This window comes from Cellulomonas algicola (genome assembly GCF_003851725.1).
GTDB classification, from domain to species: domain Bacteria; phylum Actinomycetota; class Actinomycetes; order Actinomycetales; family Cellulomonadaceae; genus Cellulomonas; species Cellulomonas algicola.
The window spans coordinates 1-14739 of sequence record NZ_BHYL01000068.1 but is presented as its reverse complement, the minus strand read 5'-3'; the positions used below and the strand labels follow the sequence as shown (position 1 = coordinate 14739).

Annotated in this window: 18 protein-coding genes; 7 read left to right on the top strand and 11 right to left on the bottom strand. The window is 75.7% G+C overall.

The window, feature by feature from the left end; translation table 11 throughout:
• Positions 1-68: 68 nt before the first annotated feature.
• The 4 genes from CTKZ_RS05385 to CTKZ_RS05370 are packed head-to-tail and all read right to left on the bottom strand — an operon-like array spanning position 69 to position 3138.
• Entirely contained in the window at positions 69-599 is a 531-nt protein-coding gene (locus CTKZ_RS05385; protein ID WP_124341982.1) for a DsbA family protein, read from the bottom strand.
• Positions 600-648: 49 nt separating this feature from the next.
• The gene (locus tag CTKZ_RS05380; RefSeq protein ID WP_124341981.1) at positions 649-1704 is read right to left on the bottom strand and encodes an NAD-dependent epimerase/dehydratase family protein; all 1056 of its coding nucleotides are present in this window, start codon (positions 1702-1704) and stop codon (positions 649-651) included.
• 19 nt (positions 1705-1723) lie between these two features.
• Positions 1724-2911, bottom strand: coding sequence for a zinc-dependent alcohol dehydrogenase (locus tag CTKZ_RS05375; RefSeq protein ID WP_124341980.1), 1188 nt, complete (start codon positions 2909-2911; stop codon positions 1724-1726).
• 2 nt (positions 2912-2913) lie between these two features.
• Positions 2914-3138 carry a hypothetical protein gene (locus CTKZ_RS05370; RefSeq protein ID WP_124341979.1) on the bottom strand — a complete coding sequence of 75 codons (225 nt, stop codon included), beginning with the start codon at positions 3136-3138 and terminating at the stop codon, positions 2914-2916.
• A 134-nt stretch (positions 3139-3272) separates the two neighbouring features.
• Here CTKZ_RS05370 and CTKZ_RS21410 point away from each other — a divergent pair, with 134 nt between their 5' ends.
• From CTKZ_RS21410 to CTKZ_RS05350, 4 genes are read left to right on the top strand one after another with little or no spacing between them, the layout of a single operon-like run.
• A complete protein-coding gene (locus CTKZ_RS21410; RefSeq protein ID WP_160142835.1) occupies positions 3273-3731 on the top strand; it encodes a hypothetical protein in 459 nt (152 codons plus the stop codon).
• A complete protein-coding gene (locus CTKZ_RS05360; protein WP_124341978.1) occupies positions 3728-4957 on the top strand; it encodes an Nramp family divalent metal transporter in 1230 nt (409 codons plus the stop codon). Before CTKZ_RS21410 ends, CTKZ_RS05360 begins: the two co-directional genes overlap by 4 nt.
• Positions 4954-5394, top strand: a complete 441-nt coding sequence (locus tag CTKZ_RS05355; protein ID WP_225916667.1) for a hypothetical protein — start codon at positions 4954-4956, stop codon at positions 5392-5394. The genes CTKZ_RS05360 and CTKZ_RS05355 overlap by 4 nt, the downstream gene beginning before the upstream one ends.
• On the top strand, positions 5381-5737 hold the full coding sequence (locus CTKZ_RS05350) for a PRC-barrel domain-containing protein (RefSeq protein WP_124341977.1): 357 nt from the start codon (positions 5381-5383) through the stop codon (positions 5735-5737). Before CTKZ_RS05355 ends, CTKZ_RS05350 begins: the two co-directional genes overlap by 14 nt.
• Positions 5738-5751: 14 nt before the next feature.
• On the opposite strand, the gene CTKZ_RS05345 is transcribed toward CTKZ_RS05350, so the two are convergent.
• The 5 genes from CTKZ_RS05345 to CTKZ_RS05325 form a co-directional block, all read right to left on the bottom strand.
• The gene (locus CTKZ_RS05345) at positions 5752-6114 is read right to left on the bottom strand and encodes a HepT-like ribonuclease domain-containing protein (RefSeq protein WP_200829645.1); all 363 of its coding nucleotides are present in this window, start codon (positions 6112-6114) and stop codon (positions 5752-5754) included.
• Between the two features lie 109 nt (positions 6115-6223).
• The gene (locus CTKZ_RS05340) at positions 6224-6520 is read right to left on the bottom strand and encodes a hypothetical protein (protein ID WP_124341976.1); all 297 of its coding nucleotides are present in this window, start codon (positions 6518-6520) and stop codon (positions 6224-6226) included.
• A 35-nt stretch (positions 6521-6555) separates the two neighbouring features.
• A complete protein-coding gene (locus CTKZ_RS05335) occupies positions 6556-7098 on the bottom strand; it encodes a methylated-DNA--[protein]-cysteine S-methyltransferase (protein WP_307720286.1) in 543 nt (180 codons plus the stop codon).
• Between the two features lie 94 nt (positions 7099-7192).
• Positions 7193-8017, bottom strand: a complete 825-nt coding sequence (locus CTKZ_RS05330) for an ABC transporter permease (protein WP_124341974.1) — start codon at positions 8015-8017, stop codon at positions 7193-7195.
• Positions 8014-9072, bottom strand: coding sequence for an ATP-binding cassette domain-containing protein (locus CTKZ_RS05325; RefSeq protein ID WP_124341973.1), 1059 nt, complete (start codon positions 9070-9072; stop codon positions 8014-8016). Before CTKZ_RS05325 ends, CTKZ_RS05330 begins: the two co-directional genes overlap by 4 nt.
• Positions 9073-9165: 93 nt before the next feature.
• On the opposite strand from CTKZ_RS05325, the gene CTKZ_RS05320 reads away from it, so the two are divergent.
• The gene (locus CTKZ_RS05320; protein ID WP_124341972.1) at positions 9166-10161 is read left to right on the top strand and encodes a helix-turn-helix transcriptional regulator; all 996 of its coding nucleotides are present in this window, start codon (positions 9166-9168) and stop codon (positions 10159-10161) included.
• 54 nt (positions 10162-10215) lie between these two features.
• Here the strand turns inward: CTKZ_RS05320 and CTKZ_RS05315 are convergent, their stop codons facing one another.
• Both CTKZ_RS05315 and CTKZ_RS05310 read right to left on the bottom strand, forming a co-directional pair.
• Positions 10216-10863, bottom strand: coding sequence for a nucleoside/nucleotide kinase family protein (locus tag CTKZ_RS05315; RefSeq protein ID WP_235843356.1), 648 nt, complete (start codon positions 10861-10863; stop codon positions 10216-10218).
• The gene (locus tag CTKZ_RS05310; protein WP_124341971.1) at positions 10854-12344 is read right to left on the bottom strand and encodes a mechanosensitive ion channel family protein; all 1491 of its coding nucleotides are present in this window, start codon (positions 12342-12344) and stop codon (positions 10854-10856) included. The genes CTKZ_RS05315 and CTKZ_RS05310 overlap by 10 nt, the downstream gene beginning before the upstream one ends.
• A gap of 479 nt (positions 12345-12823) precedes the next feature.
• Between CTKZ_RS05310 and CTKZ_RS05305 the strand changes: the two genes are divergently transcribed.
• Positions 12824-13684, top strand: coding sequence for a DNA-3-methyladenine glycosylase family protein (locus tag CTKZ_RS05305; protein ID WP_235843355.1), 861 nt, complete (start codon positions 12824-12826; stop codon positions 13682-13684).
• A gap of 166 nt (positions 13685-13850) precedes the next feature.
• A partial coding sequence (locus CTKZ_RS05300; RefSeq protein ID WP_148090461.1) for a DUF4349 domain-containing protein occupies positions 13851-14739 on the top strand: 889 nt, incomplete at its 3' end.

Below are 14739 nucleotides of genomic sequence, written 5' to 3'. Positions count from 1 at the left end.
GCCGGGGACGCACCGGACGACGCCCGGGGGCCGGGCGGGCGCGTGCGGCGGGACCGTCGCCGCCGCGGTCAGACGGGGATGCCGCGGCGCCGCGCAGCCGCGACGACCGCGGCGCGCAGCGTCTCGACCTGCGGCTTGCCGGCCTGCACCACGCCGTCGACGAGGATGGTCGGCGTGCCGCGGACACCCTGCTCGACCGCGGCGAGGTAGTCGGACTCGACGGCGGGCGCGAACGCCTGCGCCGCCTCGCCCGCGACGAGCGCGGGGTCGATGCCGAGGTCGCGGGCGTACCGGCGCAGGTCGGGCTCGGCGAGGCGGTCCTGGTGCGCGAGGAGCACCGCGTGCAGGTCCCAGAACCGCCCGACGCTCGCCGCGGCCTCCGACGCGAGCGCGGCGGTGAGCGCGTACGGGTGCACCTCGAACAGCGGGAAGTGCCGCCACACGAGCCGGGCGAGCCCGTCGGACGTGTCGACGACCTCCCGGAGCACGGGCGCGGCGGCCCGGCAGTACGGGCACTCGAGGTCGCCGAACTCGAGGATCGTCACGGGGGCGTCCGGGTTGCCGTAGACGTGCCGCTCGGGGGCGAGGTCAGGCGTCATGCGTCGATCCTGCCCGACGAGGTCGCGGCGCGACGGCCCGACGTGGTGGTCAGCGCCGGCGCGGGAGGCGGCGCGGCAGCAACGGCGGGCTCGCGGTGCCCGCGCCGTCGACCATACCCTCGACGACGTCCCGCAGCGCGTCGACGCCGGACCACGACGCGCGCCAGCCGAGCTCGCGCTCGGCGCGCGACGTGTCGAGGATCGGCGCGTTGACCGCCATGTCGAGCCACCCCGGGCCGACCGGCACGACGCGCGCGTGCCACGCGGTCGCGAGGGCCGCCCGGACGACGGGCACGGGCACCTCGCGCACGGGGGTGTCCTCGCCGCCGACGACGCGTGCGACGTCCTCGGCGTGCAGGACCTGCGGCGCGGCGATGTTGAACGGGCCGCGCACCTGGCGCACGACGGCCTCGCGGTACGCCGAGCCGACGTCGTCGGCGTGCACGGCCTGGAGCCGGACGCCCGCGGGCCACGGCAGCACGGGAACCTTGCCGCCGAGGAGGCGCTCGGGCACGAGCGGCCCGAGGAACAGCCCGGTGATCTCGTGCCCGGCGGCGCGCTGGAAGATCAGCGCGGGCCGCAGCCGCGCGACGGCCAGGTCGGGGTGCGTCTCCTCGTACTCGTCGAGCAGCCGTTCCTGCGCGGCCTTGTCGACGCTGTACTGCGAGCTCCGCACGCCGTCGGTCGCCCAGCCCTCCGACCGCGGGACGTCGTCCGGGGCCGGCGAGTACGCACCGACCGACGACGCGGCCACGACGTGCGGCACCCCGGCCCGGACCGCGGCCTCGAGCACGCGGCGCGTGCCCGTGACGTTGACGTCGGCGAGCCGGCGCCGGTCGTGGCTGGGCTGGATCGCCCACGCGAGGTGGACGACCGCGTCGGCGCCCGCGAACGCCCGGGCCAGGGCCGCGACGACCTCGTCGTCGGGCACGCGCGCCCCGATGTCGACGGGCACCCACGACGCGACGTCGTACGGCGGGGGCGGTGTGGTGCGCGGTGTGCGGCGTGCGACGCCGACGACCGACGTCACGGTCGCGTCGTCGCGCAGCCGCCGCAGCACCGCGGTCCCCACGTTGCCGCTCGCCCCCACCACGACGACCCTCATGCCACGCCCCCGCCTCGGCTCATGCGCCCGGGTCCAGGACGACCTTGATGCAGCCGTCCTCCTTCTTCTGGAACATCTCGTACGCCGCCGGGGCGTCCTCGAGCGGCACCCGGTGGGTGCGCAGGTCGAGCACGCCGAGCGGGTCGGTCGGGTCTGCCGCGAGCGGCAGGATCGCGTCGGTCCACCGGCGCACGTTCGCCTGACCGAACCGGAAGGTGAGCTGCCGGTCGAAGATGTCCATGAGCGGGAACGGGTCGACCGCACCGCCGTACACGCCCGACACCGACACCGTGCCGCCGCGCCGCACGCCCTGGATCGCGGTGCGCAGCGCTGCGAGCCGGTCGACGCCGGCCTTCTCCATGAACGACCGCGCGACCGCGTCCGGCAGGACGACGGCGGCGCGCTGCGCCCCCGCGGCGACCGGCGAGCCGTGCGCCTCCATGCCGACGGCGTCGATCGCCGCGTCCGCACCGCGGCCCTCGGTGAGCTCGCGCACCGCCTCGAGCACGTCCTCGCGCGCGTCGACCACCTCGATGCCGTGGCGGCGCGCCATGTCCAGGCGCTCCGGGACGAGGTCGACGCCGATCACGCGCGCCGCGCCGCGGTGCCGGGCGATCCGGGCGGCCATCTGGCCGATCGGGCCGAGCCCCACGACGAGGACGCTGCCTCCCGCGGGGACGTCGGCGTACTCGACAGCCTGCCAGGCCGTGGGCAGCACGTCGGACAGGTACAGGTAGCGCTCGTCGGGCTCCCCGTCGTCGGGCACCACGACCGGTCCGTAGTGCGCCTGCGGCACGCGCAGGTACTGCGCCTGACCACCTGGGACGCTCCCGTACAACGACGTGTAGCCGAACAGCGCGGCGCCCTTGTCCTGCTCGTGCACCTGCGTCGTCTCGCACTGCGACTGCAGCCCGCGGCGGCACATGAAGCACGTGCCGCACGCGATGCCGAACGGCACCACGACGCGGTCGCCGACGCGCAGGCTCTGGACCCCCGGCCCCACGGCCTCGACGACACCCATCGCCTCGTGGCCGAGGATGTCACCCTTGTCGAGGTACGCCCCCAGGAACCCGTACAGGTGCAGGTCGGACCCGCAGATCGCGGTCGACGTCACGCGGACGATCGCGTCCGTCGGTTCCTGGATCGTCGGGTCGGCCACCGTCTCGACCGACACCTTCTCGCGGGCCTGCCAGGTGAGGGCCCGCATGCTCAGCCCTCCCGCGGGTTGAGGTTGGCGGGGTCGGCGTCGGGGTCGTCGTACCCGGTGCCCTCCTCGCCGGACGCGGACGCGCCGGTCCGCGGGTTCAGCATGCCGGGGTCGGCGTCCGGGTCGGGCGTCTCGCCCTCGACGGACCGGGCCGTCGGGGTGCTGGTGTCGTCGGGCGGCAGCGTGCCGTCGTCGGGGGTGGTGGGGGTGTCGTCGGGGGTCGTCATCCAGCCACGGTCACACCGTGCGCGGCATGGCGCATCTCGAGCGGACGCGAGCCCGACGGGCACGAACCCGACCGACCGGCGAGCACCCGACCGCTCCGCGTGCGCCCCCGACGACCGGGCGTCACGATGCGTCCATGCAGGTCCCACGCCGCGCGGGCCTCGGTGCGCTCCTCGTCGCGGCCACGCTCGCCGGGTGCGCCGTGCCGTCGACGCAGACGTCGGCCGACGACGCCCGCGCGCTCGCCGACGCGCTCGCCCCCGTCACGTCCGCGGTCCAGACGGCGCTCGTCGCGACCGACCTCCTCGACCGCGACCGGGCCACCGCCTCGACCGTCGACACGGCGCTGCTCGACCAGCTCACCGTGCTCCAGGACGCCGCCGGAGCCGTCGCGACGCTCGTCCCCGCACCCGGTCCCGGCAGGGACCAGCAGGCCGAGGCGCTCGCGGCCGTGCACGACGCCGAGGCCGCGGTCGCGGCGGCGCGCGCGTGGGCGACGGGCGCCGGCGGCTCGGTCGACGAGGTGACGGCCGCGCTCGACGACGCCGCGACGACCGTCGACGACCTCACCACCGCGCTGGAGCAGGCGTCGTGAAGCGTCTGCTCGGCGTCGCGCTCGGCGTGCTCACCGCGATCGGCGGCTTCCTCGACATCGGCGACCTCGTGACCAACGCAGTCGTGGGCTCGAGGTTCGGGCTCAACCTCGCGTGGGTCGTCGTGGTCGGCGTCATCGGGATCTGCCTGTTCGCGCAGATGTCGGGCCGCGTCGCCGCCGTGTCCGAGCGCGCGACGTTCGAGATCATCCGCGAGCGCCTCGGACCCCGCACGGCCGGCGCGAACCTCGTCGCGTCGTTCCTCATCAACCTCCTCACGCTCACCGCGGAGGTCGGCGGCATCGCGCTCGCGCTGCAGCTCGCGTCGAGCGTCGAGCCGCGGCTGTGGATCCCGGTCGCGGCGCTCGCCGTCTGGCTCGTCATCTGGCGCACCAAGTTCTCGGTGCTGGAGAACGTCACCGGCCTGCTCGGGCTCACGCTCGTCGTGTTCGCCGTCGCGCTGTTCCTGCTCGGCCCGGACTGGTCCGAGCTCGCCGACCAGGCGCTCTCGCCGACCGTGCCCGGCGACGAGGGGCCCGCGCTCTACTGGTACTACGCGATCGCGCTGTTCGGCGCCGCGATGACGCCGTACGAGGTGTTCTTCTTCTCGTCCGGCGCGCGCGAGGAGCGGTGGACCGTCAAGGACGTCGCGCAGTCGCGCGTCAACGTCTTCGTGGGCTTCCCGTTCGGCGGGGTCCTGTCGATCGCGATCGCCGCCTGCGCGGCCGTCGTGTTCCTGCCGCGCTCGGTCGAGGTGTCGTCGCTGTCGCAGATCGTGCTGCCCGTCGCGCTCGCGGGCGGCAAGCTCGCGCTCGCCGTCGTCCTCGTCGGGATCGTCGCCGCGACGTTCGGCGCCGCACTCGAGACCGGCCTGTCGTCGGGGTACACGCTCGCGCAGTTCTTCGGCTGGTCGTGGGGCAAGTACCGCCGGCCGTCGCACGCCGCACGGTTCCACCTCACGATGATCATCGCGCTGCTGGTCGCCGTCCTCGTCCTCATGACGAGCGTCGACCCGATCCGCGTGACCGAGTTCTCCGTCGTCTTCTCGGCCGTCGCGCTGCCGCTCACCTACCTGCCGATCCTGCTCGTCGCGAACGACCCCGAGTACATGGGGAAGCACGTCAACGGGCGCGCGACGAACGCGCTCGCGCTCGTCTACCTCGTCATCATCCTCGTCGCGTCCCTCGCGGCGATCCCGCTGCTCATCGCCACCGGAGGCGGGTCATGAGCCCACGCGTGCGCCGCTCGGCGCTCCCCCACGACCCGTCCGAGCCGCTCCCGGTGGGCCCGCGCCCCGCCGGACGCGTCCTCGACGCCCGCCTGCACCTGCTCGACCGGCAGACGCTCGACGTCGACGACCTCCAGGTCGCGACCGTCGACGACCTCGAGCTCGCCCCGCCCGCCGGCACGTCCGGCCCGCTCACGGGCGACACCCCCGTCCACGTCGTCGCGCTCCTGTCCGGGCCGGTCCTCGCGACCCGGATCTTCGGCGGCCGACCGCCCGCGTCCCGGCTGCACCGCATCCTCTGGCGGCACGTCACCGACGTCGGCACGACGGTCCGGCTCGGCGTCCGGGGCGAGGACCTCGACGTCCTGTGGGTCGAGCGGTGGGTCCGCGACCACGTGGTCGGCCGCATCCCGGGAGGCCGCCATGATCCTGAGTGACCTGCTCGACACGCCCGTCCGTTCGCCGTCCGGCGACCCGCTCGGGTTCGTCGTCGACATGCGCCTGGTCCTCGACGGGCCGCTCGACGGCGGGCTCCTCGTGCAGCCGCGCGTGCACGGGCTGATCGTCAGCCCGCGCACCGGCACGTCGTTCCTCGGCTACGAGCGTTCCGACGTCCGCTCACCAGCGGTCCTGGCCCGCTGGCTGCGGTGGCGGCACCGCGGCACGTTCCTCGTGCACTGGGAGGACGTCGCGACCGCCGACGCCGACGCCGTGGTCCTCGCCGACGGCTACCGCCGCTGGTCCCCGGCCTTCCCGGAGGGCGCGCACCGCCGCTCCTGACGGTCGGCCCGCGTTCAGCCCGCGAGGCCCCGGTCGTCGAGCAGCGCGGGGATCCGCGTCCGCAGCGTCTCCCACACGAACTCGTCGTTCACGGTGTCGTCGTGGTGCGCGACGAGGTCGCGCATGCGCTGCACCTTGACCCACTCGACGGCCGGGTGCTCCGCCTTGAACTCTGCCGGGAGCGTCTCGACGACCGTCGCGACCTCGACGATCTGCTCGCGACCCGCGGCGCGCAGGATCTGCCCGTCGACGCCGTCGTCGAGGTAGGCGTCGCGCCCCTTGGCGACGATCGCCGCCACGAGGCGCCCGATCCGGGCGAGGTCGGCCAACCGGTGCGCGACACGATCGTCGGAGCGCGCGCGGTCGACGCCGCTCACAGCGGGACGGCCTCGCGACGGGCCCGGTCCATCACCGGCCCGGCGCCCCAGCCCGAGATGACGTCGACGTGGACAGGCCCCGCTCGACCGGGTAGAGGTGCGCCGCACGTCAGCCGAGGCCGCGATGCAGCGACCAGAGGACGGCGGCGCGGTCGGCGGCTGCGGCGACGAGGTCGCGGAGCTCCGGGCGGTCCGGGACGTGGAAGGAGACGTAGGCGCCGCGGCCGCCCGCGACGGGTCGGCCGTAGGCCTTCGCGGCGAGCGTGCCGTCCGGGAGCAGGCGCACGTTGAGCGTCTGGAGGCGGAACTCCTCGCCGCGGCGCTCGTCGGTCCACTGCAGGTGCTCGGGGATCGTGACGTTGATGGCGAGGGCGCTGACGACGACGTCGTCGTCGGGTGCGGTCATGCCGCCATCCTCGCGCGCCCCGGTCGGCCGGGTCGTCAGAACAGCGTCGCGTCGGCGGCGACCGGCGGGCGCTCGAGGTCGAGCAGGAACCGCTTGCGTTCGACGCCGGCGGCGAAGCCGGTGAGCGTGCCGTTCGCGCCGATGACGCGGTGGCACGGGACGACGACGGCGATGCGGTTGGCGCCGTTCGCGGCACCGACGGCACGGGACGAGGTGCGCGGGTCGTACCCGATGTCGGCGGCGAGCGCGCCGTACGACCACGTCTCGCCGTAGGGGATGCGGAGCAGCCCCTCCCAGACGCGCATTTGGAACGCCGAGCCCTGCAGCGCGACGTCGAGGTCGAACTCGTGGCGCTCACCCGCGAGGTACTCCGTGAGCTGCGACCGGGCGGCGGTCAGCGCGGTGTCGTCGCGGTCGCCGTGCTCGCCGGACGCGGTCACGTTGCGCTCGCGCGTCGACGGCAGCAGCAGCCCGGTGAGCACCTCGCCGACGCCGATCAGCGTGACCGGCCCCATGCCGGACTCGACGACCGTGTGCACCGTCGGCCCGTCCGGCCGCTCGACCACCCGCACACCCATGCCGCTCATCCTGCCCGCTCCCTCCGACACCCCGGCACGCGACCGCCGCGCGCCCTCCTGACGGGAAGACGCGCGGCGGCCGCGGTGCGTGAGGTCAGTCCGTCGAGCGGACGATCGTGCGCACCCCGACGACCAGACCGACGGCCGCCGTCGCCAGCGCCGCGAGCCAGCCCCACCCGACCGCCGTCGCCGACAGGTCGCCCGCGAACAGCGCACGCTCGGCGTCGACGACCCACCGCAGCGGGTTGACGGTCGACGCGGCCCGCATCCACGCCGGGCCGGTCTCGAGCGGCAGGAGCATCCCCGACAGGATGAGCAGCGGGAACAGGAACGTCTGCTGCACGACCCAGAACATCCACTCCTGCTTGCGGACGGCGATGGCCAGCGCGTAGGACAGCGAGCCGATGCCGATGCCCAGGACGGCGAGCATGACGATCCCGACGACGCCCCCGACGGGGTCCGCGCGGAAGCCCAACGGCAGCATGACGAGGACGACGACCACGGCCTGCGCGGTGAGCGGCACCATCTCCTTGAGCGAGCGCCCGACGAGCTGCGACGAGCGGGACAGCGGCGTGACGAGCATCCGCTCGTGCGCGCCCGTCTGCATCTCCTGCTGCAGGTTCGCGCCGGTCGTCGACGTGCCGAACAGCGTCGTCATGACGAGGATCGCGGGGACGAACCACTGCCACACGTCCGCGCCGGACAGGCCCTGCTCCCCCACCGACCCGACGAGCAGCGGCCCGAACAGGCCGAGGAAGACGAGCGGCTGGACCAGGCCGAAGACGACCGAGAACGGCTCACGGACGACGGGCCGGAGCTCGCGGGTCATGACGAGCCAGACGTCGGAGAACCACGAGCGCCGGACGGCCGGCGTGGCGGTCGACGTGGTGACGGGCGGGGTGAGCGTGGCGGTGCTCATGCGGCGTCCTTCCGGGTCTGCGGGTCGGTGGCGGTCGGGTCGGCGGCCGGGTCGGCGCCGGTGGAGTCGGGGGGTGCGCCCTCGTCGCGCAGGCTGCGGCCCGTGAGCGCGAGGAAGACGTCGTCGAGGGTGGGTCGGATCGCCTGTGCGGTCGCGACCGTGATCCCCGCGGCGGACGCGGCGACGACGACGCCGGGGACCGTCGCGGGCGCGTCGGCGACCCGCGCGCTCACCGCGGAGCGGTCGACGGTGACGTCGCGCGCGCCCGGGACCCGGGCGACGAGCTCCGCGAGCCGCGCGGCCGCAGACCCGACGTCCGCGGGCCGGCCGTCGTCCCCCGCGACCTCGAGCACCAGGCGGTCGCCCGCGAGGGTGCGCTTGAGGCCGTCCGCGGTGTCGTCCGCGATGACGCGCCCGTGGTCCACGACCACGACCCGCTCGGCCATCGTGTCGGCCTCGTCGAGGTAGTGCGTCGTGAGGACGATCGTCATGTCCCGCTCGGCGCGCAGCCGCAGGATGTGGTCCCACAGGTTCGCGCGCGTCTGCGGGTCGAGCCCGGTGCTGGGCTCGTCGAGGAACAGCAGGCGCGGCGCGTGCACGAGGCCGAGTGCGACGTCGAGCCGGCGTCGCTGGCCGCCCGACAGGTCCGACACCTTGCGGCGCGCGAGCGGGCGCAGGTCGAGCGCGTCGAGCAGGTCGTCCGCACGGCGGCGCGCGGTGCGCGCGTCGAGCCCGTAGATGCGGCCCTGCGCGACGATCTCGTCGGCGGCGCGCTGCACGTGCCCGGCGCCGTTGCCCTGCCCGACGTAGCCGATGCTGCGGCGGACCGCGGCGGGGTCCGTGGTGATCTCGGCGCCCGCGACGGTCGCGGTGCCGGCGGTCGGGCGGATCAGCGTCGTGAGCATGCGCATCGTGGTCGTCTTGCCGGCGCCGTTCGGGCCGAGCACGGCGACGAGCTCGCCGGGCGCGACGTCCAGGTCGATGCCGCGCACGGCGTGCACGGTCTCGGTGCGGCTGACCACGAAGTCCTTCGTGAGCCCGCGGGTGCGGATCATGGGCCTCTCCCCTGTCGTCCGGATCGGTACGTCACCCATGCTTCCGGCGATAGCGGTCAGATCCTGTCCGCTACCTCGTGGCAGTCTGAGCAGATGTCGACGCCGTCCGCCCGCCTGCTGTCCCTGCTGTCGCTGCTGCAGTCCCGCCGCGACTGGCCCGGCGACGTGCTCGCCGACCGGCTCGGCGTCAGCCCGCGCACCGTGCGGCGCGACGTCGACCGCCTGCGCGACCTCGGCTACCCCGTGCACGCCACCAAGGGACCCGACGGCGGGTACCGGCTCGACGCCGGGAGCCAGATGCCGCCGCTGCTGCTCGACGACGAGCAGGTCGTGGCGCTCGTCGTCGCGCTGCGGACCGCGTCCACCGGGATCGCGGGCGTCGACGAGGCCGCGCTGCGCGCCCTCACCACCGTCCGCCAGGTCATGCCCGCCCGGCTGCGCACCGCCGCCGACGCCCTCCAGGTCACAGCCGTCGCGCGCGCTCCGCGCCGCGACCAGCCGCAGGTCGCGGCCGACGTGCTGCTCGCCGTCGGCACCGCCGTCCGCGCGCGGGAGGTGCTGCGGTTCGACTACGCCGGCGGCTCGTCCGAGGGCGGCGGCTCGTCCGAGAGCGGCCACCCGGACGCGTTCGTCCCGCCGCGCAAGGCGGAGCCGCACCACCTCGTCACGTGGGGCGGCCGCTGGTACCTCGTCGGGTGGGACCTCGACCGCGCCGACTGGCGCACCTACCGCGTCGACCGGATGACGCCGCGCACGCCGACCGGTCCGCGGTTCGCGCCGCGCGACCTGCCCGGCGGCGACGTCGCCGCGTACGTCGCCGACAAGTTCGGGCAGGCGGTGCCGTGGCCGTGCGTCGGCGAGGTCGAGCTCGAGATGCCCGCCGACGACGTGCGCCGCTGGGCCGGCCGGGGCGCGGTCGTCGAGGACCTCGGCGGCGGCCGGACGCGGCTCGTGCAGGGTGCGTGGTCGTGGGACGGGCTCGCGGCGATGTCCGCGCTGTTCGGCGTGCCGCTGCGCGTCGTCGGGCCGCCCGACCTGCGCGACGCCGTGCTGCGCCTGACCGGTCGACTCACCGCCGCGCTCGGCTGACCGGTCGCCGCGCCGGTCCGCATCCGCGTGCGCGGGGCGGGCACGGCACGCCGGTCAGCGACCGCGGTCGACGAGCGCCGGGTGCGCCGGGTCGTCCACGCGGACGACGACGTCCGCGACGTCCTCCGGCGCGACCTCGTCGGCATAGCGGTCGACCGCCGGCAGGGTCCACGCGTCGACGTCGGCCGTGCGCCGCACGAGCGTCGCGGGCCGCACCGCGAGGTGCACCGTGAGGTCGGCGGCCAGGCCGAGCCCCAGCAGCAGGTCGCCGTCCAGGACGAGGACCGCACCGTCGGGCGCCTGCGCGTACGGCGCCCGCGTCGCCCGGTCCGTCACCGGGTCCCACAGCGTCGGCAGGTAGCGGCCCGACGCGACGAACGGCGTCAGCACCTCCCGCTCGAGCGCTCCGACGTCCACGCGGTCCTCGAGGTACGCGTCGGGGTCGTGCCGCCCGTGCTCGAGCCGCAGCGACGCGGGCCGCAGGAAGTCCACGACGCGCACCCGGACCGCCGCCCGGCCCGCCGCGCGCAGCGGCGCGACGAGCGCATCGGCGAGCTCACCGGGCGCTGTCGCCGCGGCACCGTCCACCACGACCACCCGTCGCCCGCCGTCGGGAACCCGCCCCACCACGTGCGCGACGACACCCTCGTGCGTCACCGGCCGGACGACGACCTGCCCGTCGCCCGACCGCGTCACCCGCACGTCCCCGGGTCGGTCTCCTCCGCGTGCTGCTCGCGCTCGTCGAACACGTCCTGACCGGGTCCCTGGAACGACCGCGAGCGCTCGAGCGCCTCGATGCTGCCCGTGAACAGGCGCGCGTCCTGCGCGGCCGGTGGCATGAGGAGCGTGTCCTCGACGGTGTCCCGGGCGCGCTCGCGGCGCGTGCGCGGGGAGCCGTCGTCCGGTGCGGGCTGGTCCGGCCGCGTGAGGTCGACGGGCCGCGTGAGGTCGTCCTGCCGTGCGCGGTCGTCCTGCCGTGCGCGGTCGTCGGGCCGTGCGCGGTCGTCGGGCCGTGCGCGGTCGTCGGGCCGTGCGTCGCCGCGTCGGTCGGGCGGCTCGGCGAGCGGGCCCCGCGCCTCCCAGCGCGTGCGCGGCAGGCCCTCGGGTGCCTCGCGCTGGAGCCAGCCCACCAGCCCTTCGCGCACGTAGCACCGCAGGTCGAACAGCGTGGGGGCGTCGCGCGCGCTCGCCAGCACCCGGACGCGCACGGCTCCGCCGACCGCGTCCGTGACCTGGAGGATGCCGACACGGCCGTCCCACAGGTCCGTCGCCTCGAGCAGCCGGGTCAGCTCGGCGCGCATCGCGTCGACCGGGACCTCCCAGTCGAGGTCCAGCTCGACGGTGCCCAGCAGGTCGGCCTGGCGTCGGGTCCAGTTCTCGAACGGCGTCGTCGTGAAGTGGGTCGACGGCAGGATGAGGCGCCGGTCGTCCCACACGTGCACGACGACGTACGTGAGGGTGATCTCCTCGATCCGCCCCCACTCGCCGTCGACCACCACGACGTCGTCGACGCGGATCGCGTCGGTGAACGCGAGCTGCATCCCGGCGAACAGGTTGGCGAGCGAGCTCTGGGCAGCGAGGCCCGCGACGATCGACAGCAGCCCGGCCGACGCGAGCAGGCTCGCGCCGAACGTCCGCGCCGACGGGAAGGTCAGCAGGATCGCCGCGATCGCGCAGACCACGAGCACGGCGACGGTGATGCGGCGCAGCAGCTGCACCTGCGTGCGCACGCGCCGGGCGCGCCGGTTGTCCTCGACGTCGATCCGGTACCGCGCGAGCGCGGCGTCCTCGAGCACGAACGCGAGGCTCCCGACCAGCCACGCGAGCGTGACGATCAGCAGGATGAGCAGCACGTGCTCGACGGTGACGCGCCACGGCGCGGGCTCGGTGCTGAGCCGCAGCGCGACCCAGACGCCGACGACGAGCAGCACGGCCCGGGTGGGGCGGCGCGACCGCCGGGTCAGGTCGGCCGCGACGGCCGAGCGGCGCGCGAGGCGCCGGACGAGCACGCCCACGAGCATCGCGAGGAGGTACGCGGCGACGACGCCCGCCGCGACGGCGAGCACGGGACCGACGACGTTGCCCACCTCCTCGACGACGGACTCGTCGGGAGCGGGCGTGGCGTCGGGGGCGGGGACGGTCAGGCGGGGGCGCAGGGCCGCGGTCGGCAGGGTCGGCGGCATCCCGCCAGCGTAGGAGGGCGGGCGCGGACGCACCTGCGCAGGGCGCGCGGCGCCGGCTCGAGCGGCGTCCTGACGCGGGTCGCGGAGGGTGGTGGCGTGGCCGAGCGGTCCGGCGTAGGCGCCTCGTCCCGGGCGGATGGTGCCGGGCGGACGGTGCCGGGCGGACGGTGCCGGGCGGACGGCGCCGGGCAGGTCGTGCCGGGGTGCCGACAAGCAGGCGCCCCGCCCCCGACGTACGGGGGCGGGGCGCTCGAGAGGCGTCTCGCCGGCACGAGGCGTGGCGCACTCCTGAACCCTGACGGGCGGCCCTGCTCTCGCCTGGGCCCTCGACTCGCGGTCGTGATCCGCAGATGGCCGAACCCCGGCTGCGTCGGAGGATCGGCTGAGACCATTTGACCACTGCTTGGCGTGGCGCGCACCTCAGACGGACGTCCAGCAGCACTCGACCCCATGTCGGTGCTCTCTTCTACAGTCACGCGGTGACCGCTTTGCCGCCACTGGGGCCGCCGCACGCGTGGACCGTGCACGCCGCGGTCGACCCCGCGCCCCTCCTCGCGTCCCTGCGCGCCCACGCCGTCCCGGGCGTCGAGACCGTCGACGGGAGCACCGTCTGTCGCCTCGTCCCCGTCGGCACGCGGCTCGTGCCGGTCGCCGCCGACCTGCACGACGGCCACGTGGTCGTGCGCGGCGCCGCCCCGACGACGGTGCTCGACGACGTCGCGCGTCGGTGGTTCGGCCTGGACGACGACGTCGACGCGGTCGCGGACGTCCTCGCGCAGGACGCCGTGGTCGGGCCGCTCGCGCGCCGACGGCCGCACCTGCGTGTCCTCGGCCACCTCGACGGCTTCGAGGCGACCGTGACGACCGTGCTCGGGCAGCAGGTGTCGCTGGCCGCGGCCCGGACCTTCGGCGGGCGGCTCGCCGCCGCCTGGGGGCGCCCGGGCCCCGACGGGCTGCTCGCGTTCCCGCGCCCGGACGACCTGGCCGACCTCGACCCGGCCGAGATCCAGTCCACCGTCCGGATCACGCACGCCAGGGCGCGGTCGCTGCGCGCGGTCGCCAAGGCGTTCGCCGACGGGCTCGACCTGCACCCCGGTGCCGACCCGGTCGAGGCACGTCGGCGGCTGCTCGCGCTCCCCGGGGTCGGCCCCTGGACCGTCGAGTACCTCGCGCTGCGGGTCCTGGCCGACCGGGACGCGCTGCCCGCGGGGGACGTCGTGCTGCGGCGCGCGCTCGGCGTTGACTCGACGGCTGCCGTCGAGGCCGCGTCCGCGCACTGGCGCCCCTGGCGCGCCTACGCGGCGATCCACCTGTGGACGTCGCGCGCCTACGCCCTGTGAGGCCTGCCGCACCGACGCGCCGGTGTGAGAGCCGCGCCCTTCCTTGCACAGGTCAGGGCCCCGATCCGGTGACGAGCACGTCACGATCCGGCCACATCCGGCCCGCCGCGTCACGATCGGGACACCGCGCCCCCGCAGCACGTCGTGGCGCCCTAGCGTCGCCGCCATGACCGCCACCCGGGACCGACGCTCCCCTCGCCGCTGGGCCGTCCTCGGCGCCTCGGTCGCGACCGCCGCCGTGCTGCTGACCGCGTGCTCGGGCGGCGGCGCCGGCGACCAGGCCGCCGACGGCGCGCAGTCCGAGGTCGGGTCCGCGGGCGGTGACGGGGCTGCCGTCGACGGGGGCGTCGCGGCACCGGGCGACGTGGCAGCGGGCGACGCCGACGCCGCGGAGAGCGAGCGGCAGGTCGTGCAGACCGGCGTCCTGCGGCTCACGGTCGACGACCCACGCACCGCCGCGGACGCGGTCGTTGACCTCGCGGAGCGCAGCGGCGGGCGGGTCGACTCCCGGTCCGAGCACGCGGCGTCGCAGGAGCGGGCGGGCTCCGCGGCGCTGACGATCCGCGTGCCCGCGGACGAGGTGTCGGCCACCGTCGACGCGCTGCGGGAGCTCGGCCGGATCGACGAGATCGACCTCGACGCGCAGGACGTCACCGCCGCCGCGCAGGACCTCGACGCGCGCATCCGCGGGCTCGAGCTGTCGGTCGCGCGCATGTCCGACCTCCTCGCACGCACCACGACCACGGAGGACGTCGTCGCCGCGGAGAACGCGCTGACCGAGCGGCAGACGCGGCTCGAGGAGCTCCAGTCGCAGCGTGCACGCCTCGCCGACGCGGTCGCGCTGTCGACGCTCACGGTCGAGCTCGTCGGGCCGGGTGCCGTGCCCGCCTCGTCCCCGGGACCCACGTCGTTCCTCGGGGGCCTGGCCGTCGGATGGCAGTCGTTCGTGGTGACGCTGCGCGGCCTGCTCGTCGTGCTCGGCGTCCTGCTGCCGTGGCTGGCGTTCGCGGGGGCGGTGACCGCCGGGACCGTCGCCGCCGCCCGCTGGCGGCGGC

What these genes read in the sequence shown, in the direction of transcription:
- CTKZ_RS05385 (WP_124341982.1), bottom strand. Translation starts at nt 599, where the DNA reads ATGACGCCTGACCTCGCCCCCGAGCGGCACGTCTACGGCAACCCGGAC.
- CTKZ_RS05380 (WP_124341981.1), bottom strand. Translation starts at nt 1,704, where the DNA reads ATGAGGGTCGTCGTGGTGGGGGCGAGCGGCAACGTGGGGACCGCGGTG.
- CTKZ_RS05375 (WP_124341980.1), bottom strand. Translation starts at nt 2,911, where the DNA reads ATGCGGGCCCTCACCTGGCAGGCCCGCGAGAAGGTGTCGGTCGAGACG.
- CTKZ_RS05370 (WP_124341979.1), bottom strand. Translation starts at nt 3,138, where the DNA reads ATGACGACCCCCGACGACACCCCCACCACCCCCGACGACGGCACGCTG.
- CTKZ_RS21410 (WP_160142835.1), top strand. Translation starts at nt 3,273, where the DNA reads ATGCAGGTCCCACGCCGCGCGGGCCTCGGTGCGCTCCTCGTCGCGGCC.
- CTKZ_RS05355 (WP_225916667.1), top strand. Translation starts at nt 4,954, where the DNA reads ATGAGCCCACGCGTGCGCCGCTCGGCGCTCCCCCACGACCCGTCCGAG.
- CTKZ_RS05350 (WP_124341977.1), top strand. Translation starts at nt 5,381, where the DNA reads ATGATCCTGAGTGACCTGCTCGACACGCCCGTCCGTTCGCCGTCCGGC.
- CTKZ_RS05340 (WP_124341976.1), bottom strand. Translation starts at nt 6,520, where the DNA reads ATGACCGCACCCGACGACGACGTCGTCGTCAGCGCCCTCGCCATCAAC.
- CTKZ_RS05335 (WP_307720286.1), bottom strand. Translation starts at nt 7,098, where the DNA reads ATGGGTGTGCGGGTGGTCGAGCGGCCGGACGGGCCGACGGTGCACACG.
- CTKZ_RS05330 (WP_124341974.1), bottom strand. Translation starts at nt 8,017, where the DNA reads ATGAGCACCGCCACGCTCACCCCGCCCGTCACCACGTCGACCGCCACG.
- CTKZ_RS05325 (WP_124341973.1), bottom strand. Translation starts at nt 9,072, where the DNA reads ATGATCCGCACCCGCGGGCTCACGAAGGACTTCGTGGTCAGCCGCACC.
- CTKZ_RS05320 (WP_124341972.1), top strand. Translation starts at nt 9,166, where the DNA reads ATGTCGACGCCGTCCGCCCGCCTGCTGTCCCTGCTGTCGCTGCTGCAG.
- CTKZ_RS05310 (WP_124341971.1), bottom strand. Translation starts at nt 12,344, where the DNA reads ATGCCGCCGACCCTGCCGACCGCGGCCCTGCGCCCCCGCCTGACCGTC.